General features: G+C 41.4%; 13 protein-coding genes. 7 read left to right on the top strand and 6 right to left on the bottom strand.

The window, feature by feature from the left end:
• Window positions 1-108 precede the first annotated feature (108 nt).
• A complete protein-coding gene (locus tag H6G41_RS00470; protein WP_190742591.1) occupies window positions 109-1,308 on the top strand; it encodes a DUF1624 domain-containing protein in 1,200 nt (399 codons plus the stop codon).
• A gap of 54 nt (window positions 1,309-1,362) precedes the next feature.
• On the opposite strand, the gene H6G41_RS00465 is transcribed toward H6G41_RS00470, so the two are convergent.
• Both H6G41_RS00465 and H6G41_RS00460 read right to left on the bottom strand, forming a co-directional pair.
• Complete coding sequence (locus H6G41_RS00465) at window positions 1,363-1,629, bottom strand: hypothetical protein (protein WP_190742589.1); 267 nt, start codon at window positions 1,627-1,629, stop codon at window positions 1,363-1,365.
• Between the two features lie 44 nt (window positions 1,630-1,673).
• The gene (locus H6G41_RS00460) at window positions 1,674-2,810 is read right to left on the bottom strand and encodes a saccharopine dehydrogenase family protein (RefSeq protein WP_190742587.1); all 1,137 of its coding nucleotides are present in this window, start codon (window positions 2,808-2,810) and stop codon (window positions 1,674-1,676) included.
• A gap of 180 nt (window positions 2,811-2,990) precedes the next feature.
• On the opposite strand from H6G41_RS00460, the gene H6G41_RS00455 reads away from it, so the two are divergent.
• From H6G41_RS00455 to H6G41_RS00430, 6 genes are all read left to right on the top strand, one after another.
• Window positions 2,991-3,176, top strand: a complete 186-nt coding sequence (locus H6G41_RS00455; protein WP_206756933.1) for a hypothetical protein — start codon at window positions 2,991-2,993, stop codon at window positions 3,174-3,176.
• The gene (locus H6G41_RS00450; RefSeq protein WP_190742583.1) at window positions 3,097-3,771 is read left to right on the top strand and encodes a HEAT repeat domain-containing protein; all 675 of its coding nucleotides are present in this window, start codon (window positions 3,097-3,099) and stop codon (window positions 3,769-3,771) included. The genes H6G41_RS00455 and H6G41_RS00450 overlap by 80 nt, the downstream gene beginning before the upstream one ends.
• Before the next feature lie 196 nt (window positions 3,772-3,967).
• Window positions 3,968-4,534, top strand: coding sequence for a phycobiliprotein lyase (locus tag H6G41_RS00445; RefSeq protein WP_190742581.1), 567 nt, complete (start codon window positions 3,968-3,970; stop codon window positions 4,532-4,534).
• Between the two features lie 214 nt (window positions 4,535-4,748).
• Complete coding sequence (locus H6G41_RS00440) at window positions 4,749-6,179, top strand: GAF domain-containing protein (RefSeq protein ID WP_190742579.1); 1,431 nt, start codon at window positions 4,749-4,751, stop codon at window positions 6,177-6,179.
• An 8-nt stretch (window positions 6,180-6,187) separates the two neighbouring features.
• Window positions 6,188-6,613: a response regulator gene (locus H6G41_RS00435; RefSeq protein ID WP_190742868.1), complete on the top strand. Its 426-nt coding sequence runs from the start codon at window positions 6,188-6,190 to the stop codon at window positions 6,611-6,613.
• Window positions 6,614-6,626: 13 nt separating this feature from the next.
• The gene (locus H6G41_RS00430; RefSeq protein ID WP_190742577.1) at window positions 6,627-8,915 is read left to right on the top strand and encodes a PAS domain S-box protein; all 2,289 of its coding nucleotides are present in this window, start codon (window positions 6,627-6,629) and stop codon (window positions 8,913-8,915) included.
• 170 nt (window positions 8,916-9,085) lie between these two features.
• Here H6G41_RS00430 and H6G41_RS00425 read toward each other — a convergent pair whose 3' ends face one another.
• From H6G41_RS00425 to H6G41_RS00410, 4 genes are all read right to left on the bottom strand, one after another.
• Window positions 9,086-10,384: a sodium:proton antiporter gene (locus tag H6G41_RS00425; protein ID WP_190742575.1), complete on the bottom strand. Its 1,299-nt coding sequence runs from the start codon at window positions 10,382-10,384 to the stop codon at window positions 9,086-9,088.
• Between the two features lie 325 nt (window positions 10,385-10,709).
• The gene (locus H6G41_RS00420) at window positions 10,710-12,611 is read right to left on the bottom strand and encodes an HlyD family efflux transporter periplasmic adaptor subunit (protein ID WP_190742573.1); all 1,902 of its coding nucleotides are present in this window, start codon (window positions 12,609-12,611) and stop codon (window positions 10,710-10,712) included.
• Window positions 12,612-12,769: 158 nt separating this feature from the next.
• The gene (locus H6G41_RS00415; RefSeq protein WP_190742571.1) at window positions 12,770-15,691 is read right to left on the bottom strand and encodes a peptidase domain-containing ABC transporter; all 2,922 of its coding nucleotides are present in this window, start codon (window positions 15,689-15,691) and stop codon (window positions 12,770-12,772) included.
• Window positions 15,688-16,440: a peptidylprolyl isomerase gene (locus H6G41_RS00410; RefSeq protein ID WP_190742569.1), complete on the bottom strand. Its 753-nt coding sequence runs from the start codon at window positions 16,438-16,440 to the stop codon at window positions 15,688-15,690. Before H6G41_RS00410 ends, H6G41_RS00415 begins: the two co-directional genes overlap by 4 nt.
• Window positions 16,441-16,659: the final 219 nt, after the last annotated feature.

The raw sequence follows: 16,659 nt of genomic DNA, 5'->3' as shown, positions 1-16,659 counted from the left end.
AAAGCCATAGCCAGATAGATTAGGACATCAAGCTAAGATAAAATCCTAACAATAAAATCCTTTCAAATCTCTCAACAATCAACAATCAACAATCAACAACTATAATATATGACTTTTCCAACTACAGAAACTTCTAGTTCTGACCAATTACGAACCAAGCGAATCATATCTATTGATATGTTGCGTGGGCTAGTAATGGTGTTAATGGTGCTAGATCATGTGCGAATTTTTTTCACCAATGTTCGCTTCCGTCCTACAGACTTAACCCAAACAAATATACCTTTATTTCTCACACGTTGGATAACTCATTTATGCGCACCCACATTTATATTTTTGGCTGGAGTTGCAGTTTATCTTTACTTTTATAATCGACCACAAAGTAAGCAAGAACTCGCCCGCTATCTAATAATTCGTGGACTGTTTTTAGTATTTCTAGAGTTAACAGTGGTACGTTTTGGCTGGCTATTCGAGCCAACTTACTCTTTTGCATCGGCGGGAGTATTATGGGCGATTGGTTGGTCAATGGTTGTTTTAGCGGCATTAATTAGAATGCCAATTCCTCTAATCGCTGCATTAGGAATTTTGCTCATAGGTGGACACAATTTATTTGATAATATCCATTATGAACAACTAGGAAAATGGGGTTGGTTGTGGGCAATTTTTCATCAACCAGCAATGCTGACACCTTTTCCTAATAAAAACTTTTTTATTACCTATCCTCTAATTCCTTGGATTGGGGTGATGGCAATAGGTTATGCATTTGGGCGTGTATTTTTATGGGAAAAAACTTTGAGACAGCAATTATTGCTGCGCTTAGGACTAGGTTTACTTGCTGGCTTCGTAGTTTTCCGGGCTTTGAATATATATGGCGACCCCTACCATTGGACAGTACAAAAAAATTTACCCTACACCATACTATCGTTTATTAACTGTCATAAATATCCACCTTCTTTGCTGTTTTTGTTAATGACTCTAGGTTTATCAACACTCTTACTTTATCTATTTGAAAAGCAGAAATGGCAGATTTTTAAACCTCTAGTTTTATTCGGTCAAGTTCCCTTATTTTTTTATATAGTCCACATTTGGCTAGTTCATTTCACTGCCATATTGCTAGCTTTACCTAAATATGGGGTAAAAGCAATTATTTTGCCCTTTATAGTTGCACCACGTATGCCAGCAGACTATGGATACGATTTACCAGTAATTTACAATATTTGGATAATCACGATAATTCTGCTTTATCCTCTTTGTAGTTGGTTCAAGAATTACAGGAAAAAGTATCCTAGCAAGTGGTTAAAATATTTATAGTTCACCTGTCATCAGGTTGAATATTATCTGAATAATTACCTTTGTATTAGGGATTTATCTCGTATATAAGTTTTCATCAGCACGCATTAAAGCAGGTCTTTCCATCAAGTGCTTGATATATCTGTCAAGAGGATCGTTTTCTTTGAGCATCCCCAATTTTAAAGCCCATAATAACACCCCTCCAATGACAATATCAGCAGCGCTTAGTTTGTCTCCTACAATGATTATAAATTTCGTAGTAATGACTTCAGTCCTTATTTTAGGACTAAAGTCCTCACTACCAATTAATATTTTAAAACCTGAAGTCAGGATTTTAGTCACTTAATTCAGGACTTTAATCCTGACTACGAACCTAAAAACTTTTGCTAATTCTTTAACCAATTATGATTAATCTTAATACCTCGACTATCCATTGTTTGTACAAATAAATCTGTAGGTAGCGCCTCCTCTACAGGTAAAACACCTGGTTTTTTCAATTTACCTTCAAGTAACAATTGTGCAATACTACCTGTACCGCAGCCAGAAGCCAATGCTGTATTTTCATACATTAAATCTGCACAATAAATACCTGTATTACCGTCTTTTATTCCAGTGACTTCTGCACGAACTGCTACCCCAATTCCTGTAAAAGGATTAGTAACATCTGTCATAAAATGACTGACATGAGATAAAAATTCAATTGTGCTACGACGTTGCATTAACCATTTAGGAAAGATGTGGGCTGCTATCCAAGTTAGGTGATTATAGAAATCGGGTATGGAACCAAATTTTGTAATTACAGTTTTAACGGAGGGAAACGAATGGGGCATAGTGAATGTCTCTGGCATATCAAACCAATAAACTCCACTACGTCCATAGGGAGGGGGGAAATTTATAATTTCTCGGTCGCTGTAGGGTTTAACTAATTGCCAATTGCCATTTATCCAAGCTTCAAAGGTATGTTGTAAACCCAAAAAAGTTGTGCGCATAACGGTAACGCCAGCACCACCAGAACCAGATACTAAATAACTGAGATGAATTTTTTCTGGCTTATCAAATTGCTCGACGCATTGCCGCACCATACTGTTAGAAATACCAGGAAAAATTCCCGTATTAATAATTGCTGTAACATTAGCAGCCGCAGCTTTTTCGTGATACTTTAAAGCCTTACTAGTATAGGAACGATGGTCGCTAACATCTAGATAATTAACGCCTTGTTCAATACAGATTTCCAACACATTGGTATCGCGGTAGTGAAAAGGCCCAGCACAGTGAACAACTAAATCGGAATTAGCGATCGCTTCTTGCAGTCTATCAACTTCCGCCAAGTCCAACAATAAAAACTGCACCTGCGTGCCTAAATTCCAGTTATTTTTGCTACTTAGCCACCTGGCATCATCCCCCTCAGCTACAGGGGAACGTCCGGTAATTGTAATTTCTGCCTGAGTGTGGGTGGCTAGATCCTGAGCAACACTGCTACCAATCCTTCCCCTACCTCCAAGAATCAAAACGCGGTTTGTCATGATTACTGCTGGTCAAAACTAGACTTATTGCATCAATTTTCAGTTCTAGTTGTCATCAGCAACAAGTAAGACATTGGGTGTTAGGTAGGTAGTAGTCTAGTTAGGGGATAGGGGCTAGGGGCTAGGGAGCAGAGGAGATAAATTATGGACTAATGCCCAATGCCCCATGCCCAATGCCCAATGCCCAATGCCCTACTAAACCTTGTCTGGTTAACCGCCCCAGAAAAAGCTACCCTTTATGAGAAAAAATTTTATAAAGTAAAGATAAGTAAAGAAAGTGATAAAAATGGCAGCTTTAACCTTAGAAGAAATTTCTACTCAGTTAGAAAGTTCCAATTTGCGCGATCGCATGGTAGCTTTGGCTAATCTCCGCGATGTTCCTTCTGAAGATGCCTTACCTTTAATTAAAAAGGTATTGAATGATGATTCTCTGCAACTGCGTTCAATGGCAATTTTCGCCTTGGGAGTGAAACAAACACCAGAAAGTTACCCGCTTTTAGTCAAAATTTTGGAAACTGACCCAGATTATGGCATTAGAGCCGACGCTGCTGGTGCTTTAGGATATTTAGGCGATCCTCGAGCTTTTGAAGTCCTATCACGGGCATTTTATGAAAATACTGATTGGCTAGTCCGCTTTAGTGCAGCAGTTTCTCTGGGCAATATTCAAGATCCCCGCGCCCATGCCATTTTAATTGAAGCGCTAGATAGTCAAGAAGTCATCATCCAACAAGCTGCGATCGCCGCTTTAGGAGAAATTAAAGACATCGAATCTGTAGATCTCATCCTCCGCTTTGCCCAAGCCGAAGATTGGCTAGTACGCCAACGCCTTGCAGAAGCTTTAGGTAACCTCCCCACACCCAAAAGTATCTCCGCTTTAAAATACCTCCAAAAAGATAGCCATCCCCATGTCGCTGAAGCCGCCAGAATTTCCCTGCAACGGCTAGAAAGCACCAGCAATTAAATTGGGTAGTTAGTTGTCAGTGGTCAGTGGTCAGTGGTCATTCGTCACTTGTCATTTGTCCTCCTTGTCTCCCTTCTCTAGACCCTAGACCCTAGCCCCTAGCCCCTATTCCCCATTCCCTAACTTTAAAGCAACACCTCCTGCTACCTTGTAATAAGTGGGATGTTCAGCATTTTGATGCAGGTGAGTTTCAAACATGAATATAGAAGAGTTTTTTGAGTTAAGCGCTGGTAAATGGTTTTCCCATCGTACCAGCCATATTTTGGCTTCTAAGGAATCGCAAAGCGGTAAGTCAAATATCATCATTGAAATGCTGACAGCAGATCATCCAGAAGTCATTAAACTGTGTCAAATAAATGAAGTGAATCCCAGTAGTGCTGCTTGTGCTATCAAAGTGACTGGGGGTAGCGCTATGACAGGTGATAAAGAAAAACACAGTGGAACTACTGTGTTAGTTTCCGTACCCGATGCAGATAACCCCAATCAAGGAAAGTTACTTTGGAATACCGGGAATGCAGAAAAAGCTCCCGTTGCTGGACGCTATAAAATCGGCAGTGATGAAGCTTTAACATTAACTGTAGAATCGGAAACCATGTGGACTGAAGAGCGCCTCTGGTTTGCTAGCCCTAACTTACGGATGCGGGTAAGTGTAATCAAACATCAAGGTGGCTATAACATGAGTTCTTTCACCTCAGAAATTCGCATGGGTGGCGCTCCCGCAAATACGAAGGCTGCACCAGCAGCTAATGCAGCATCCAGTTAGTTTTTTGACAGAATCTCTCCGTGCCACGCCAGTTACTATAAGGGGGGAAACCCCGCAACACGCTGGCTCCTCTGTGCCTCTGCGGTTACATAATTCTTAAACCGCAGAGACGCTGAGAACACAGAGTCAGGTGAGTAATAACCACTATCTATATCTAATTTTTTTTAACATTAATATCTGCGCATTATTACCAGCACATAGTGAATAAAAAAGCATGAACCCAGAGAGATTAGCAAGACTGCGGGATTTATGCCGCGATGAAGCCGCATTTGCACAGCTACAGCAGATCCTGGGAGATGAAATTCAAAATTTACAGCAAGAAATAAATCAAGCAAATTTTCAGAACCAGCGACAAAAAGCATTATTTCGTGTAATTACTCGTCTGCGTCAACCAATCGACCTAGAAACAATTTTTCAAGCCACAGCTACAGAAGTCCGCCAACTCTTAGCCGCAGACAGAGTGGGGATGTTTCGTTTCTACCCAGATTCTCATTGGGATGATGGCGAATTTGTTTCTGAGGATGTAGATCCAGCTTTTCCATCAGCTATGGCGCAAAGAATCCACGATCATTGTTTTGGCGATCGCTTTGCAATTCAGTATCAACAAGGACGGATTCAAGCTGTTGCAGATATTTATAATTATGGACTTAGCGATTGTCACGTTGAAGTTTTAGCGCAATTTCAAATTAGAGCTAACTTAGTAGTACCGCTGTTACAAGGTGACAATCTTTGGGGATTGTTGTGTATTCACCAATGTCGCGCGCCACGAGAATGGCAAGCTACAGAGATTGAATTTGCTACAGAAATTGCCAGTCACTTAGCGGTAGCGCTGCAACACGCCGAACTTTTAGCTGATGTGCAAGCAGAAGTAAGAGAACGCCAGCAGGCTGAACAAGCAGTTACTTCCCTCAATCAAGGCTTACAACGGGCAATTATTGAATTACAAGCAGTAAATAAAGAATTGGAAGCTTTTAGCTACTCGGTTTCCCACGATTTACGCGCCCCTCTCCGCAGTATTGATGGCTTTAGTCAGGCACTTTTAGAAGATTACCAAGATCAGCTAGACGATACAGGAAAAGACTATCTCCACCGTATCCGGTCAGCTACGCAACGCATGGGGCAATTAATTGATGACCTGCTGAATCTCTCCCGGTTGATGCGTAGCGATATCCAGTTAGAAACTGTAGATATAAGTTTGTTAGCCAGGAGAATTGGCACAGAGTTACAGGAAAGCCACCCAGAAAGGCAGGTTGAGTTAATCGTGCAACCAGGACTGACGGCTCAAGGAGATAGCCGACTTTTGCAAATGCTATTGACAAATTTACTCGATAATGCATGGAAATTTACTTCCAAACACGATCGCGCTAGAATTGACTTTGGTGCAATCCCTCAAGAAAGTGGCGTCCCGGTTTACTTTGTGCGCGATGATGGAGCGGGCTTTAATATGGCCTACACAAACAAACTATTTAGCCCCTTCCAGCGACTGCATAGAGTAGATGAATTTCCCGGAACTGGAATTGGGTTAGCTATAGTGCAACGCATTGTCCATCGACATGGCGGTCGAGTGTGGGCAGAAGGATTTGTCGAACAGGGAGCTACTTTTTACTTTACATTAGTAGCAGATGAGGCTGGAGCACAAGCGTGACCAATAAAATGATTTTGCTGGTAGAAGACAATCCTGATGACGAAGCTTTAGCCATTCGCGCACTCAGGCGCAATCATATCAGTAATGAGATCGTCGTAGCTCGCGATGGTGTGGAAGCTCTCGATTATTTATTTGGTACTGGAGTTCACTCTGAAAGAGATATCAGCATTAAACCAACTGTAATTTTGTTGGATCTCAAGCTACCCCGGATTGATGGTCTAGAAGTATTGCGTCGTTTACGCGAAGATAAACGCACCAGCTTGTTACCTGTAGTCGTTTTAACTACTTCCAGTGAAGAAAAAGATTTAATTAATAGTTATAGCCTAGGGTGCAACAGTTATATCCGCAAACCAGTAGATTTTATTCAATTTACGGAAGCAGTCCGACAACTAGGAATGTACTGGTTACTAATGAACGAAGCGCCGCCCATTTAGAGACTAAGTCAAGATGCTCCCCCACCTGCGTGTTTTGATTGTTGAGGATTCAGAAGATGATACGCTCCTACTTGTTAGGGAATTGCGTCGCGCTGGATACAATTTGCATTATGTCAGGGTTGATACCGCAGATGGAATGGAAGCAGCACTCAATCAAGAATTATGGGATATTGTGATTGCAGATTATAGTCTACCTGCCTTCAGCGGTTTAGATGCCTTAAAGGTTGTGCAAAAACGCAAGCTAGATTTACCGTTTATTATCGTCTCCGGCACAATTGGCGAAGATATTGCCGTGGGGGCGATGAAAGCGGGAGCGCACGACTATCTCATCAAGGGTAACCTTACCCGCTTAGTCCCAGCTGTAGAACGGGAGCTGCGGGAGGCGGAAGAACGCTATAAACGCCATAGTGCAGAACAGGCTTTTCAAGAAAGCGAAGACCGTTTCCGCACACTTTGCTCTTCAGCACCTTTGGCTATCTTCCAAACCGATGCTCAAGGACAGGGTACATACAATAATCCTTTATGGTACAAGATTTCTGGACTCACTGAAGAGGAGAGTTTGGGTTACAATTGGATTCAAGCGATTCATCCCGAAGATAGAGATGGAGTTGTTCAAGATTGGCACAGAGCAGTATCTGAACGCAACACCTGGGTACAGGAATACAGACTTCTCACTCCCCAAGGCGATGTCCGATGGGTACGTGCTCTTGCTAGCCCGATGTATTCCGCAGACTATCGCTTTCTCGGTCATGTAGGTACAGTTGAAGACATTACCGATCGCAAATTAGCAGCACAGAAAATCTACGAGCAAGCTGCACTACTAGATATTTCTATTGATGCGATCGCAGTTTGTGACCTAGAAAATAATATCTTATTTTGGAATAAAGGTGCTGAACGTCTTTACGGCTGGACTACAGCCGAAGTTTTTGGTAAAAATGCCGCTAAACTTTTATTGAAATCTGGGGAAACTGCACCACCTTTTGTGGATATACAAACAATATTAGCCACAGAAGGTAAATGGCAAGGTGAGTTACAGCAAGTTACAAAAGATGGTAAAAACATCATCGTTGAAAGTCGTTGGACAATGATGCGCGATGAAGCTGGTAACCCCAAATCTATTTTGACCCTCAGTACTGATATTACCCAGAAAAAACAACTAGAAGCCCAATTTCTCCGCGCTCAACGCCTAGAAAGTTTGGGGACTCTAGCCAGCGGTATCGCCCATGATTTTAACAACATCCTCACGCCAATTTTAGCCACGGCTCAACTCCTACCGATCAAACTCCCTAACCTGGATGAAAGTACGCAGCAATTATTGCATATACTCGAAAGCAGCGCCAAGCGAGGTGCTGATTTAGTTCAGCAAATCCTCTCATTTACACGGGGAGTTGAAGGTAGTCGTTCTATAGTTCAATTGCGACATTTACTATTAGATGTAGCCCAGGTGACGCAACGCACCTTTCCCAAATCTATTGAAACCAAAACTGATATTATTCCCACTCTGTGGACAGTTTTTGCCGATGCTACTCAACTACATCAAGTACTCATGAACTTATGCGTTAATGCTCGTGATGCCATGCCAAATGGTGGCACTCTCTACATTAATGCGGAAAATCTTTGGCTTGATAAAAATTATGCAGCTAGTATGCATGTTGATGCCAAAGAAGGTTTTTATGTTGTCATCACCATTGCGGATACTGGTACTGGGATTGCACCAGAAATCATGGATCGAATTTTTGACCCATTTTTTACCACTAAAGAAATCGGTAAAGGTACAGGCTTAGGACTTTCCACAGTCATGGGTATTATTAAAAACCACAGTGGTTTTATAACTGTGTATAGTGAAGTAGGTAAGGGAAGCAGTTTTAAAGTTTATTTACCCAGTCGAGAAGTTTCAGAAACTAACTCAGTTACAGAAACAGAATTACCTAATGGTAATGGCGAATTAATTTTAGTTGTTGATGATGAAGTCTCAATTTGTGAAATTGCAAAAACTACTTTAGAAAGCCATAATTACAGAATTATTACTGCTAGCGATGGCATTGGGGCGCTAGCGCTTTACGCTCAGCACATGGATGAAATTAAACTGGTATTAATGGATATGATGATGCCAGTAATGGATGGTGCTAGCACAATACTTATGTTGCAACGCATGAATCCACAAGTACAAATTATTGCTATGAGTGGACTTATGTCCTATGAATCTCCTGCACAAAAAAGGAACTTAGGTATTCGCGAATTCTTAGCCAAACCCTTTACTGCCCAAGTTTTACTTAATACCCTACAAAAGGTGCTGGATTAGGAACTTGCAATTAAAAACAGGCAGGGTACAGGGGGAAAAGGAATTTTAGATTTTAGATTTGCGTTAGCGTAGCGTTAGCGAGTCCGCGAGCGTCTTTTGGATTCCAATCTAAAATCCAAAATCCAAAATCCAAAATTGTTTCAATGCCCAATGCCCAATGCCCCATACCCTTATTCAAATTCATCAATTGTCGCTGGAATATGAGGTTTTTGCTCTTGAGCAATATTGCGCTCATACCAATTCATTAATGGTGTGGCACTAATGCCATGCACAATCACAGAAACAACAATCGTAGTGTAAATTATCCAAGCAATTTGTTCAGCAACATTGCCTTTTAAGCCATTACCATATGCATAGGCTAGATAATATAAAGAACCAACACCACGAATCCCAAACCAACCAATTAACAAGCGCGTTCCAGAATTCATAGTGCGGTGAGGAGAATTGAGCGGACGTTTACCTATGGTACTAATCCACACACCTAAAGGTCGAATTACTACAAATAATAGAACAATTACTATTAAAGATTGTAGTGCATAATTAAGCATTGGCTGAAATAATAATATTGAGCCCAATAACAAAATTGTGCCAACTTCTAAGAGTTTTTCCAGTCGTTCAATAAATTCAAGTTGTGCCAGTGGTTTTTCTGGATCTTGGTAACTGTGTTGTGCAACTAACCCAGCAACAAATACCGCTAAAAATCCATAACCATTTACTACTTCTGTGAGTGAATAAGTGATAAAAATCATGCTGATAGCAATAAAATCTTCCATCAAATTATCAGCAGCACGTCGCCTTTGGATTTTTTTATCTAACCAAACTATAGCTTTAGCCACAATAATTCCCATTACTATACCAGTGGCGATCGCCCAAATTAAGTCCACCAACAACCAATCTCTTAACCAATTATCCCAATTGCTATCTTTTAAGGCATAAATCCCAAAATAAACAAAGGGAAATGCTAATGCATCATTCAAACCACCTTCAGATGTTAAACCAAAGCGCAACTCATCTTGATCGTTTGTATCGGTTAATTGGACTTCGGAAGCGAGAACCGGGTCGGTGGGTGCGAGAATTGCTCCTAATAAAATAGCCGCCCCCCAATCCATCCCTAGTAATAATTTACCGACAATAGCTAGGGCAAAAATAGAAATTGGCATTAAAAATCCAATGAGGCGAGCTGTAATGTCCCAAATACCTAATTTAAATGGTCGTACTATTTTTAACCCACAGCTAAACACAGAAATGATAACTACAAGTTCGGTAATTCTTTGTAGAATCTCGGCATTAAATACATCATCCCGGCGCAATTGAATTAACCCTATGCCATAAGGGCCTAAAAAAATTCCTACCAAGAGATATATCAAGGCGAAGGAAAGAGGTAAACGTGAAATCCACCCTGAGCCTAATGTAACTATAAGCAAAAGTAGACCAATGACCAATAAGTCAAGAATATAAACATCTACCATAGCTTTTTGTATAAAAATTTAGCTGACGCCTTGTCAGTGTAAGGGCGATCGCAGTTATTACTGAATTACCTGGGGAGAGATTTTAGGAAAATCATTGACAATCATTTCTACCTCTATTAGCTGAGGACAGATAAGGGACTTCCAAATAAAAAATAATCAATCACTATGCAGGCAGCAGGGGGAGTAAAGAAAAATCTGATTAAATAAATTGGGTAATTTATTTTCTGCAAGTCCCTAAGTAGAACGGTGCAAATCAACCGAAGCATGTAAAGAAAAGTAAAGTTACCTAAAAACCTCTTTGCTTTTCTTGATAACCACTAACGAACTAACGAGTATATTTCAAACTTTCAACTTTCCCTAAAAACTTGTCTGTAAAAATGCTCATCACAGTCCGTTTACGCAGGTTAATATTTGCATTTAAAGACATCCCTGATTGCAGAGGTACTTCTGTACCATTTACATTCAAAGATTGTTTATCTAAACGAATTTCCGCAGCAAAACGATAATAAGGATGGGTTTGATCGGGAGGTAAAGCATCGGAACCTATCCGGACTAATTGTCCTTTAATATCACTAAATTCGGTGTAAGGAAAGGAATCAATTCTCACATCTACAGGCATTCCGGCTTTGACAAAACCGATATCGTTATTAGTGATATAAACTTGGGCTACTAGGTTTTCTGGAGGCACAATTTTGAGAATGGTTTCGCTGCTGTTATAAACGTATCCAGAACTACGAGGTTTTAAATCAAAAATAATTCCGTCATTAGCGGCTCGCAATTCTTGATATTTCATATTTACCTGGAGTTCGCTAATTTCGCTATTAATTTCTTGGATTTTTTTCTTATTTTCAATAATTACTTTGGTAAGTTGGCTATCTATATCAGCGATGCGCTTTTCGTTGTCGGCTATTTTGCTGAGTAAATCTTCTTTGGAAAGAGCGATCGCATTTTCGAGTTTCTTTTGTCCTTGGGCGATCGCTAATTTTAACCGTTCTTGTTCTTGGACGAGGCGGTTAACTTCGGCTTGGCTAGCGTCTGCGGCTTGTCGTCTTTCTAGATAAGGTAAACGCGCAAATGCTCCCTTTTGCACTAAAGTTTCTAGATTATTGGCAATTTCTAAATTGGTTGTCAGACTACCTCTAGCGTTAATTATTTGGGCTTGTACTTGATTTAACTGGCGGGTTAATTGTTCCCGATCTAAGCGCACCGACTCAATCCGCGTCTCTCGTTCTAATTGTCTAGTTAGTAAGCGTTGGCGAGAACGGGGGTTTAAGTCGCGAATTCCTGAGCTTTGGTTTAATTCTGCACGAAAAAGTTGATTCTCTTGGATTAAAGCACTACGATTTTCTGTTAACGCTGCTAATTCCGGTAATTCTTTTAATTGCGCCGTATTAGAATTAGTTATAGGCGATGCCTTTGGCAACGTCTCCGACGAACGCATTTGCATCTGGTAAAACTGATTTTCTGCCATCAAGCTGGCGCGAACTGCTTCCAGGGATTTTAATTTCGCCTGAGTTGTAGTGCGATCGAAACTAACTAACAAATCGCCTTTTTTAACTCTTTGTCCCTCTTGGACGTGAATTTGATCGATGACTCCCCCTACTGGCGCTTGAATATCCTTGACAAAACCTTTGGGTTCGAGTTTCCCTTGTACGGGAACAGATTCGTCAATTTTGGCAGTAGAAGCCCAAACGACAGCAAAAGTTGTGACTCCAACTATGCTCCAAACAATAGCATGAGACCAGGCGCGAGATTGTTGCAGGATAACAGGTTGATCGAACTCCTCTTTCTCTTTAGGTAAAGTCAATCCAGAGCCGAAAATCCCCGCATCACCTTGTAAAAGAAGTTGCCATTGACGCTGAGCTTCTGGGAAGCGTTTCGCGATTAAAAATATGCCACCAACTGCAAATAAAAATAAAAATCCGCCCGTAGGTAAGAGCATTTCTAGGCTTAAAGGGCGATATTCCCCAGCAGCAACATAATTTTGGTGATTGTGGCGATTTTCTGATTGTCCTTGCGCCACTTTCTGCCCATCTTTTTGACTAGTCTCTTGATTAACAGGCGGTGAAAAAGCTAACTCCATGCTTTCTGGTTGACTAACACAATCACCAATGTCAGATTTTGCTGGAGTTATCTCATCATTACGAATTTCTTGACAGTGCTGAGCAGGTTTTGACGAAACGTTGGAACATTGTGTGCAAGCTAACAGCAAAGATAAATCTGGCATAGTTCTTATTTGGTAGTTGTCAGTTGTCAGTAGGGGTAGGTTTATGGGAGATCGTCATGGATATTTGAGGATATTTGTGAACCCGCCCGTACAGTTGTCAGTTGTCAGTTGCTATTTGTTAACAGTCAACAATTAACATTAATTTCTTTGCTATCTCCTCATAACTGCGATTCTTGTTGTTGAAATAGACAGTAATATCGCCCTTTCATTGCCATAAGTTCGGCATGTGTTCCCTGTTCAGCAATTACACCCCGATCCATGATGATAATTGTGTCAGCATTTTTAACGGTGTTGAGTCTATGGGTAATAAATAAAACGGTACGCCCACGAAAAAACTCCATTAAATTTCGACAGACTTGTTGTTCAGACTCGTAATCTAAAGCACTTGTTGCTTCATCGAGAATCAGTAATCTTGGATTTTGTAAAACGGTACGCGCGATCGCAATCCGTTGGCGTTGTCCCCCAGACAGGGCGGAACCTCGTTCGCCAACTATGGTGTTGTAGCCATCAGGTAGTCCCATGATGAAATCATGTGCAGCAGCGGTTTTGGCGGCGGCGATGATTTCTTCGGTGGTGGCTTCTGGGCGAATCAAAGCTATATTATCTTGAATTGTACCTTCAAACAAAAGGGTATCTTGTAGCACTATGCCTATTTGGCGGCGCAAGGAGTTTAACTCTACTTTCCTTATATCATAACCATCTATTTGGATGTGTCCGGCTACAGGTTCGTATAGCCGTGGTAATAATTTTGTCAGTGTACTTTTCCCGGAACCGCTTTGTCCAACTATACCAACAAAGGTTCCTGGAGCAATATCTAAAGTAATATTGATCAGTTTTAAGCTATCTTCTGGGTGAAAACCAAAGGAAACTCCATTGTATTTAATTGCACCTGCAATTTCTGGTAATTGAATGTTATGGCGATCGCTGGCTTTAACTTCGGGGGCTGTGTCTAAAACGTCACCCAGTCGTTCAATTGATAATGCTACTTCTTGAAAGTTTTGTGAGAGTTGAATTAATCGCAGCAAAGGACTGGTAACGTAACCGGCGATAATCCGGAAGGCGATTAACTGTCCTAAACTCAGTTGATTGGAAATCACTAAATGCGCCCCAGCCCATAACAACACAAAACTAGAAAATTGATTTAAAAAGCCGCTGATGGAGTTAGCAGTGCTAGATGTGAGGACATTTTTAAAGCCGGCGCTGATGTAACGAGTATAGCGATCGCGCCATTGCCAACGGGATTTTAATTCAATATTCTGGGCTTTAACTGTTTGAATCCCGGTAAGTATCTCCACTAAATAGGATTGGGTATCCGCATAACGTTCGGCTTTTTTGCGTAATTGTTTTTGCACAATTGGCACCACAAAGGTGGTGAGAATGGCAAATAATGGTACAGTCGCTAAAGCCACCAGGGTAAGCATCCAGCTGTAAAACAGCATGATGCCAATATAAATCACTGAAAATACAGCATCGAGAACTACTGTCAATGCTGTTCCTGTGAGGAATTGGCGGATATTCTCTAGTTCGTTAATCCGACCGGCTAATTCTCCGACGCGGCGACGTTCAAAATAGCTCAGAGGTAGGCGTAGTAAATGTTCAATCACCTCTGAACCTAAACGGATATCGATCCGGTTGGTGGTGTCAGCAAATAAATAAATTCGCAAACTTGTTAAAGCCGCCTCAAATGCACCAATCACCAGTAAGAAAATGCCCAAAATATCGAGAGTATCGAGGCTTTTTTGGATTAAAACGGTGTCGATGATGATTTGGGTAACAATCGGGTTGGCTAATCCAAATATCTGCACAAAAAAGGACGCAACCAGGACTTCAAACAATACCAGACGATATTTATAGATGGAAGGTAAGAACCAACGGAGGCTGAATTTTTCCGGGCGATCGCTTTCTGCTATTTCTACCGTCAATACTTGTCCTGAATCTCCCCAAATTTTGGCAAATTCTTGGGGATTATATTGACTTATGCCCGTTTCCGGGGCTGCAACGACAATTTCCCGTTCGGTAATTTTATATAGTAAGGCGAGATGATCTTGCCAATAAATTATCGCTGGCGCACTCAAACGGTTAATGACATGAACCGGAACTTTTACTAAATGGGCTTGTAAACCCATCATTTCTACCACTGCACCAGCTACAGGTAAGGTAATTTGGTTGTGGGTTTTGAGGCGATCGCTTAAAACTTTGCGGATTAAATCGCGGCGAAAAGTACCCCCCAATATCTGATGCAACATCTGAAAACAGGCTAAAGGGGTATCAATATCGCCCTTCCCAGCAACAAAAATCGTTTGTGCAGGGGCGAGATTTTGCAATACCGGATCTGGGGGATAATCTGGCGCTGGGGCGATTTTGACACTGGCGACATTTTCCTGTGGATTATTCCAGGGAATTCCTAATAAGCGCACTGGGGTGGAGTTTTCCCAAGTTTGTGGCGATTCACTCAAAGCTAATCGATAGCCCACAGTCATCCCCGCAATGCTACCTGCACTGATTAGCCATAAATGGCGATCGTCAAAATCCTGGGAATTCACTGACCCAGGGGGTAAATTGACTACCTGTGTTTCTTGCCAAAGTTGGCGGGCTAAATCTTTAATGTCGGTGGTTGCATCGGCGTAACGCTGAATTTCTAAACTGAGGAGTTCAAAAACCTCACTAATATGGGGACGCGATCGCACAGATGTGGCAAATTCTGGTTCTTTATCCAGTAATTGCAGAAATTCTGCGGCTTCGAGAGTGATAGCAATAACTTCTGTCGAGGCCATTACCGCCTCGCAACTTACCCTCCGCACCAATCCTAAGGAGCCGATCAACTCTCCTGGTTCCAGAACAGTCAAACTAATTTGTGAGTTAGTCCACTGGTCGTCAGCTAATACCCGCGCTTGTCCTTGATAAATTACCATGACTTGTGCTGGCATTCTGTCTTTGACCAGCATCCATTGTCCGGTGCGATATTGCAACAGTTGACAACGATCGGCAACGGTTTTTAAAGTATCAAATCCCAGTGAGTTAAATGGGGGAGTGGCGGCGAGAAATTCGACAATTTCGGTCTGGGTGATAATTGGCATCATGCCAAAAGATACTCCACACAATGGTTAGCAGATTCTAAGTGAGTTTGAATTTGTCCTTCTATCCAGGTTTCAAAGAGTTCATTAAGCAAATACTGTTGCATATTTTCATCTAACTGGGCAGGTAGTAATTGCTCTAAGCGAATAATTACATACCAATCCGCTATCAGATGGGGTTTCCAGATTTGACCGGGTTGACTCACATAGAGAATTTGCTGAATTGTTGGGTGCGGTTGAGATAAAGGAACTGGCCCGATAACACCGCCTGTTTGTGCTTCCGAGCCTTGGGAATACTGCTGAGCTATGGTTGCAAAAGGATGCTCTCCCTCAACAATCCGAAAATATAGCTCTTGGGCTAAACCTTCGTCTTGGGTACGAATCATAGAATAGATTACCCGGTCTAAATCTGCTTTACGGTGCAGAAAATAAGACTCTAGTTTATTGCCCCACATTGCAAGTTGGAATTTTTGGATTAATCGGGGACGGATTGCTATCTCCTCCATGATTGCTTCAGTTAGTTGATGCTTTTGCAACCATGCTTGTTCTATCTCTGGTGATGTAAGTTGGTGACGTTCCCGAAATTTGGCGATCGCAGCTACATGTTCTGCTTCGGTACAGGAGAAAGATGCGATCGCTTCGTCTATCACTTTGGCACGTAATACCTGTGGTAACAGTTGATAACGATTTAACAAAGACAGTAATTTTTCTGTCTGAAGATTTTCGTTACCCAGTTGTAATGTTTGTGTCGTCATAATTCTTGACTAGCACGTCAGCATTCTAAAGTTTGGGCAGAAATCTGTATATCTCTCGCCTGAGAGTATTTAAAGATACTCCTGGTTGATGGGTATCTTCTTTCTCTGTGCAAGAAATTTTCAGGACATCCGGAACTTTTTCAAAAATTCTTTGTGAATTTTTTTACCCCAATTTTAGGTAACTTAGCTAAATCTTTAAATTATATATTGTTCTGAGAG

The sequence above is a fragment of the Tolypothrix sp. FACHB-123 genome, assembly GCF_014697075.1.
GTDB lineage: Bacteria > Cyanobacteriota > Cyanobacteriia > Cyanobacteriales > Nostocaceae > Aulosira.
Note: the sequence above shows the minus strand (reverse complement) of the source record. Positions and strands in the feature narration are given on the sequence as shown.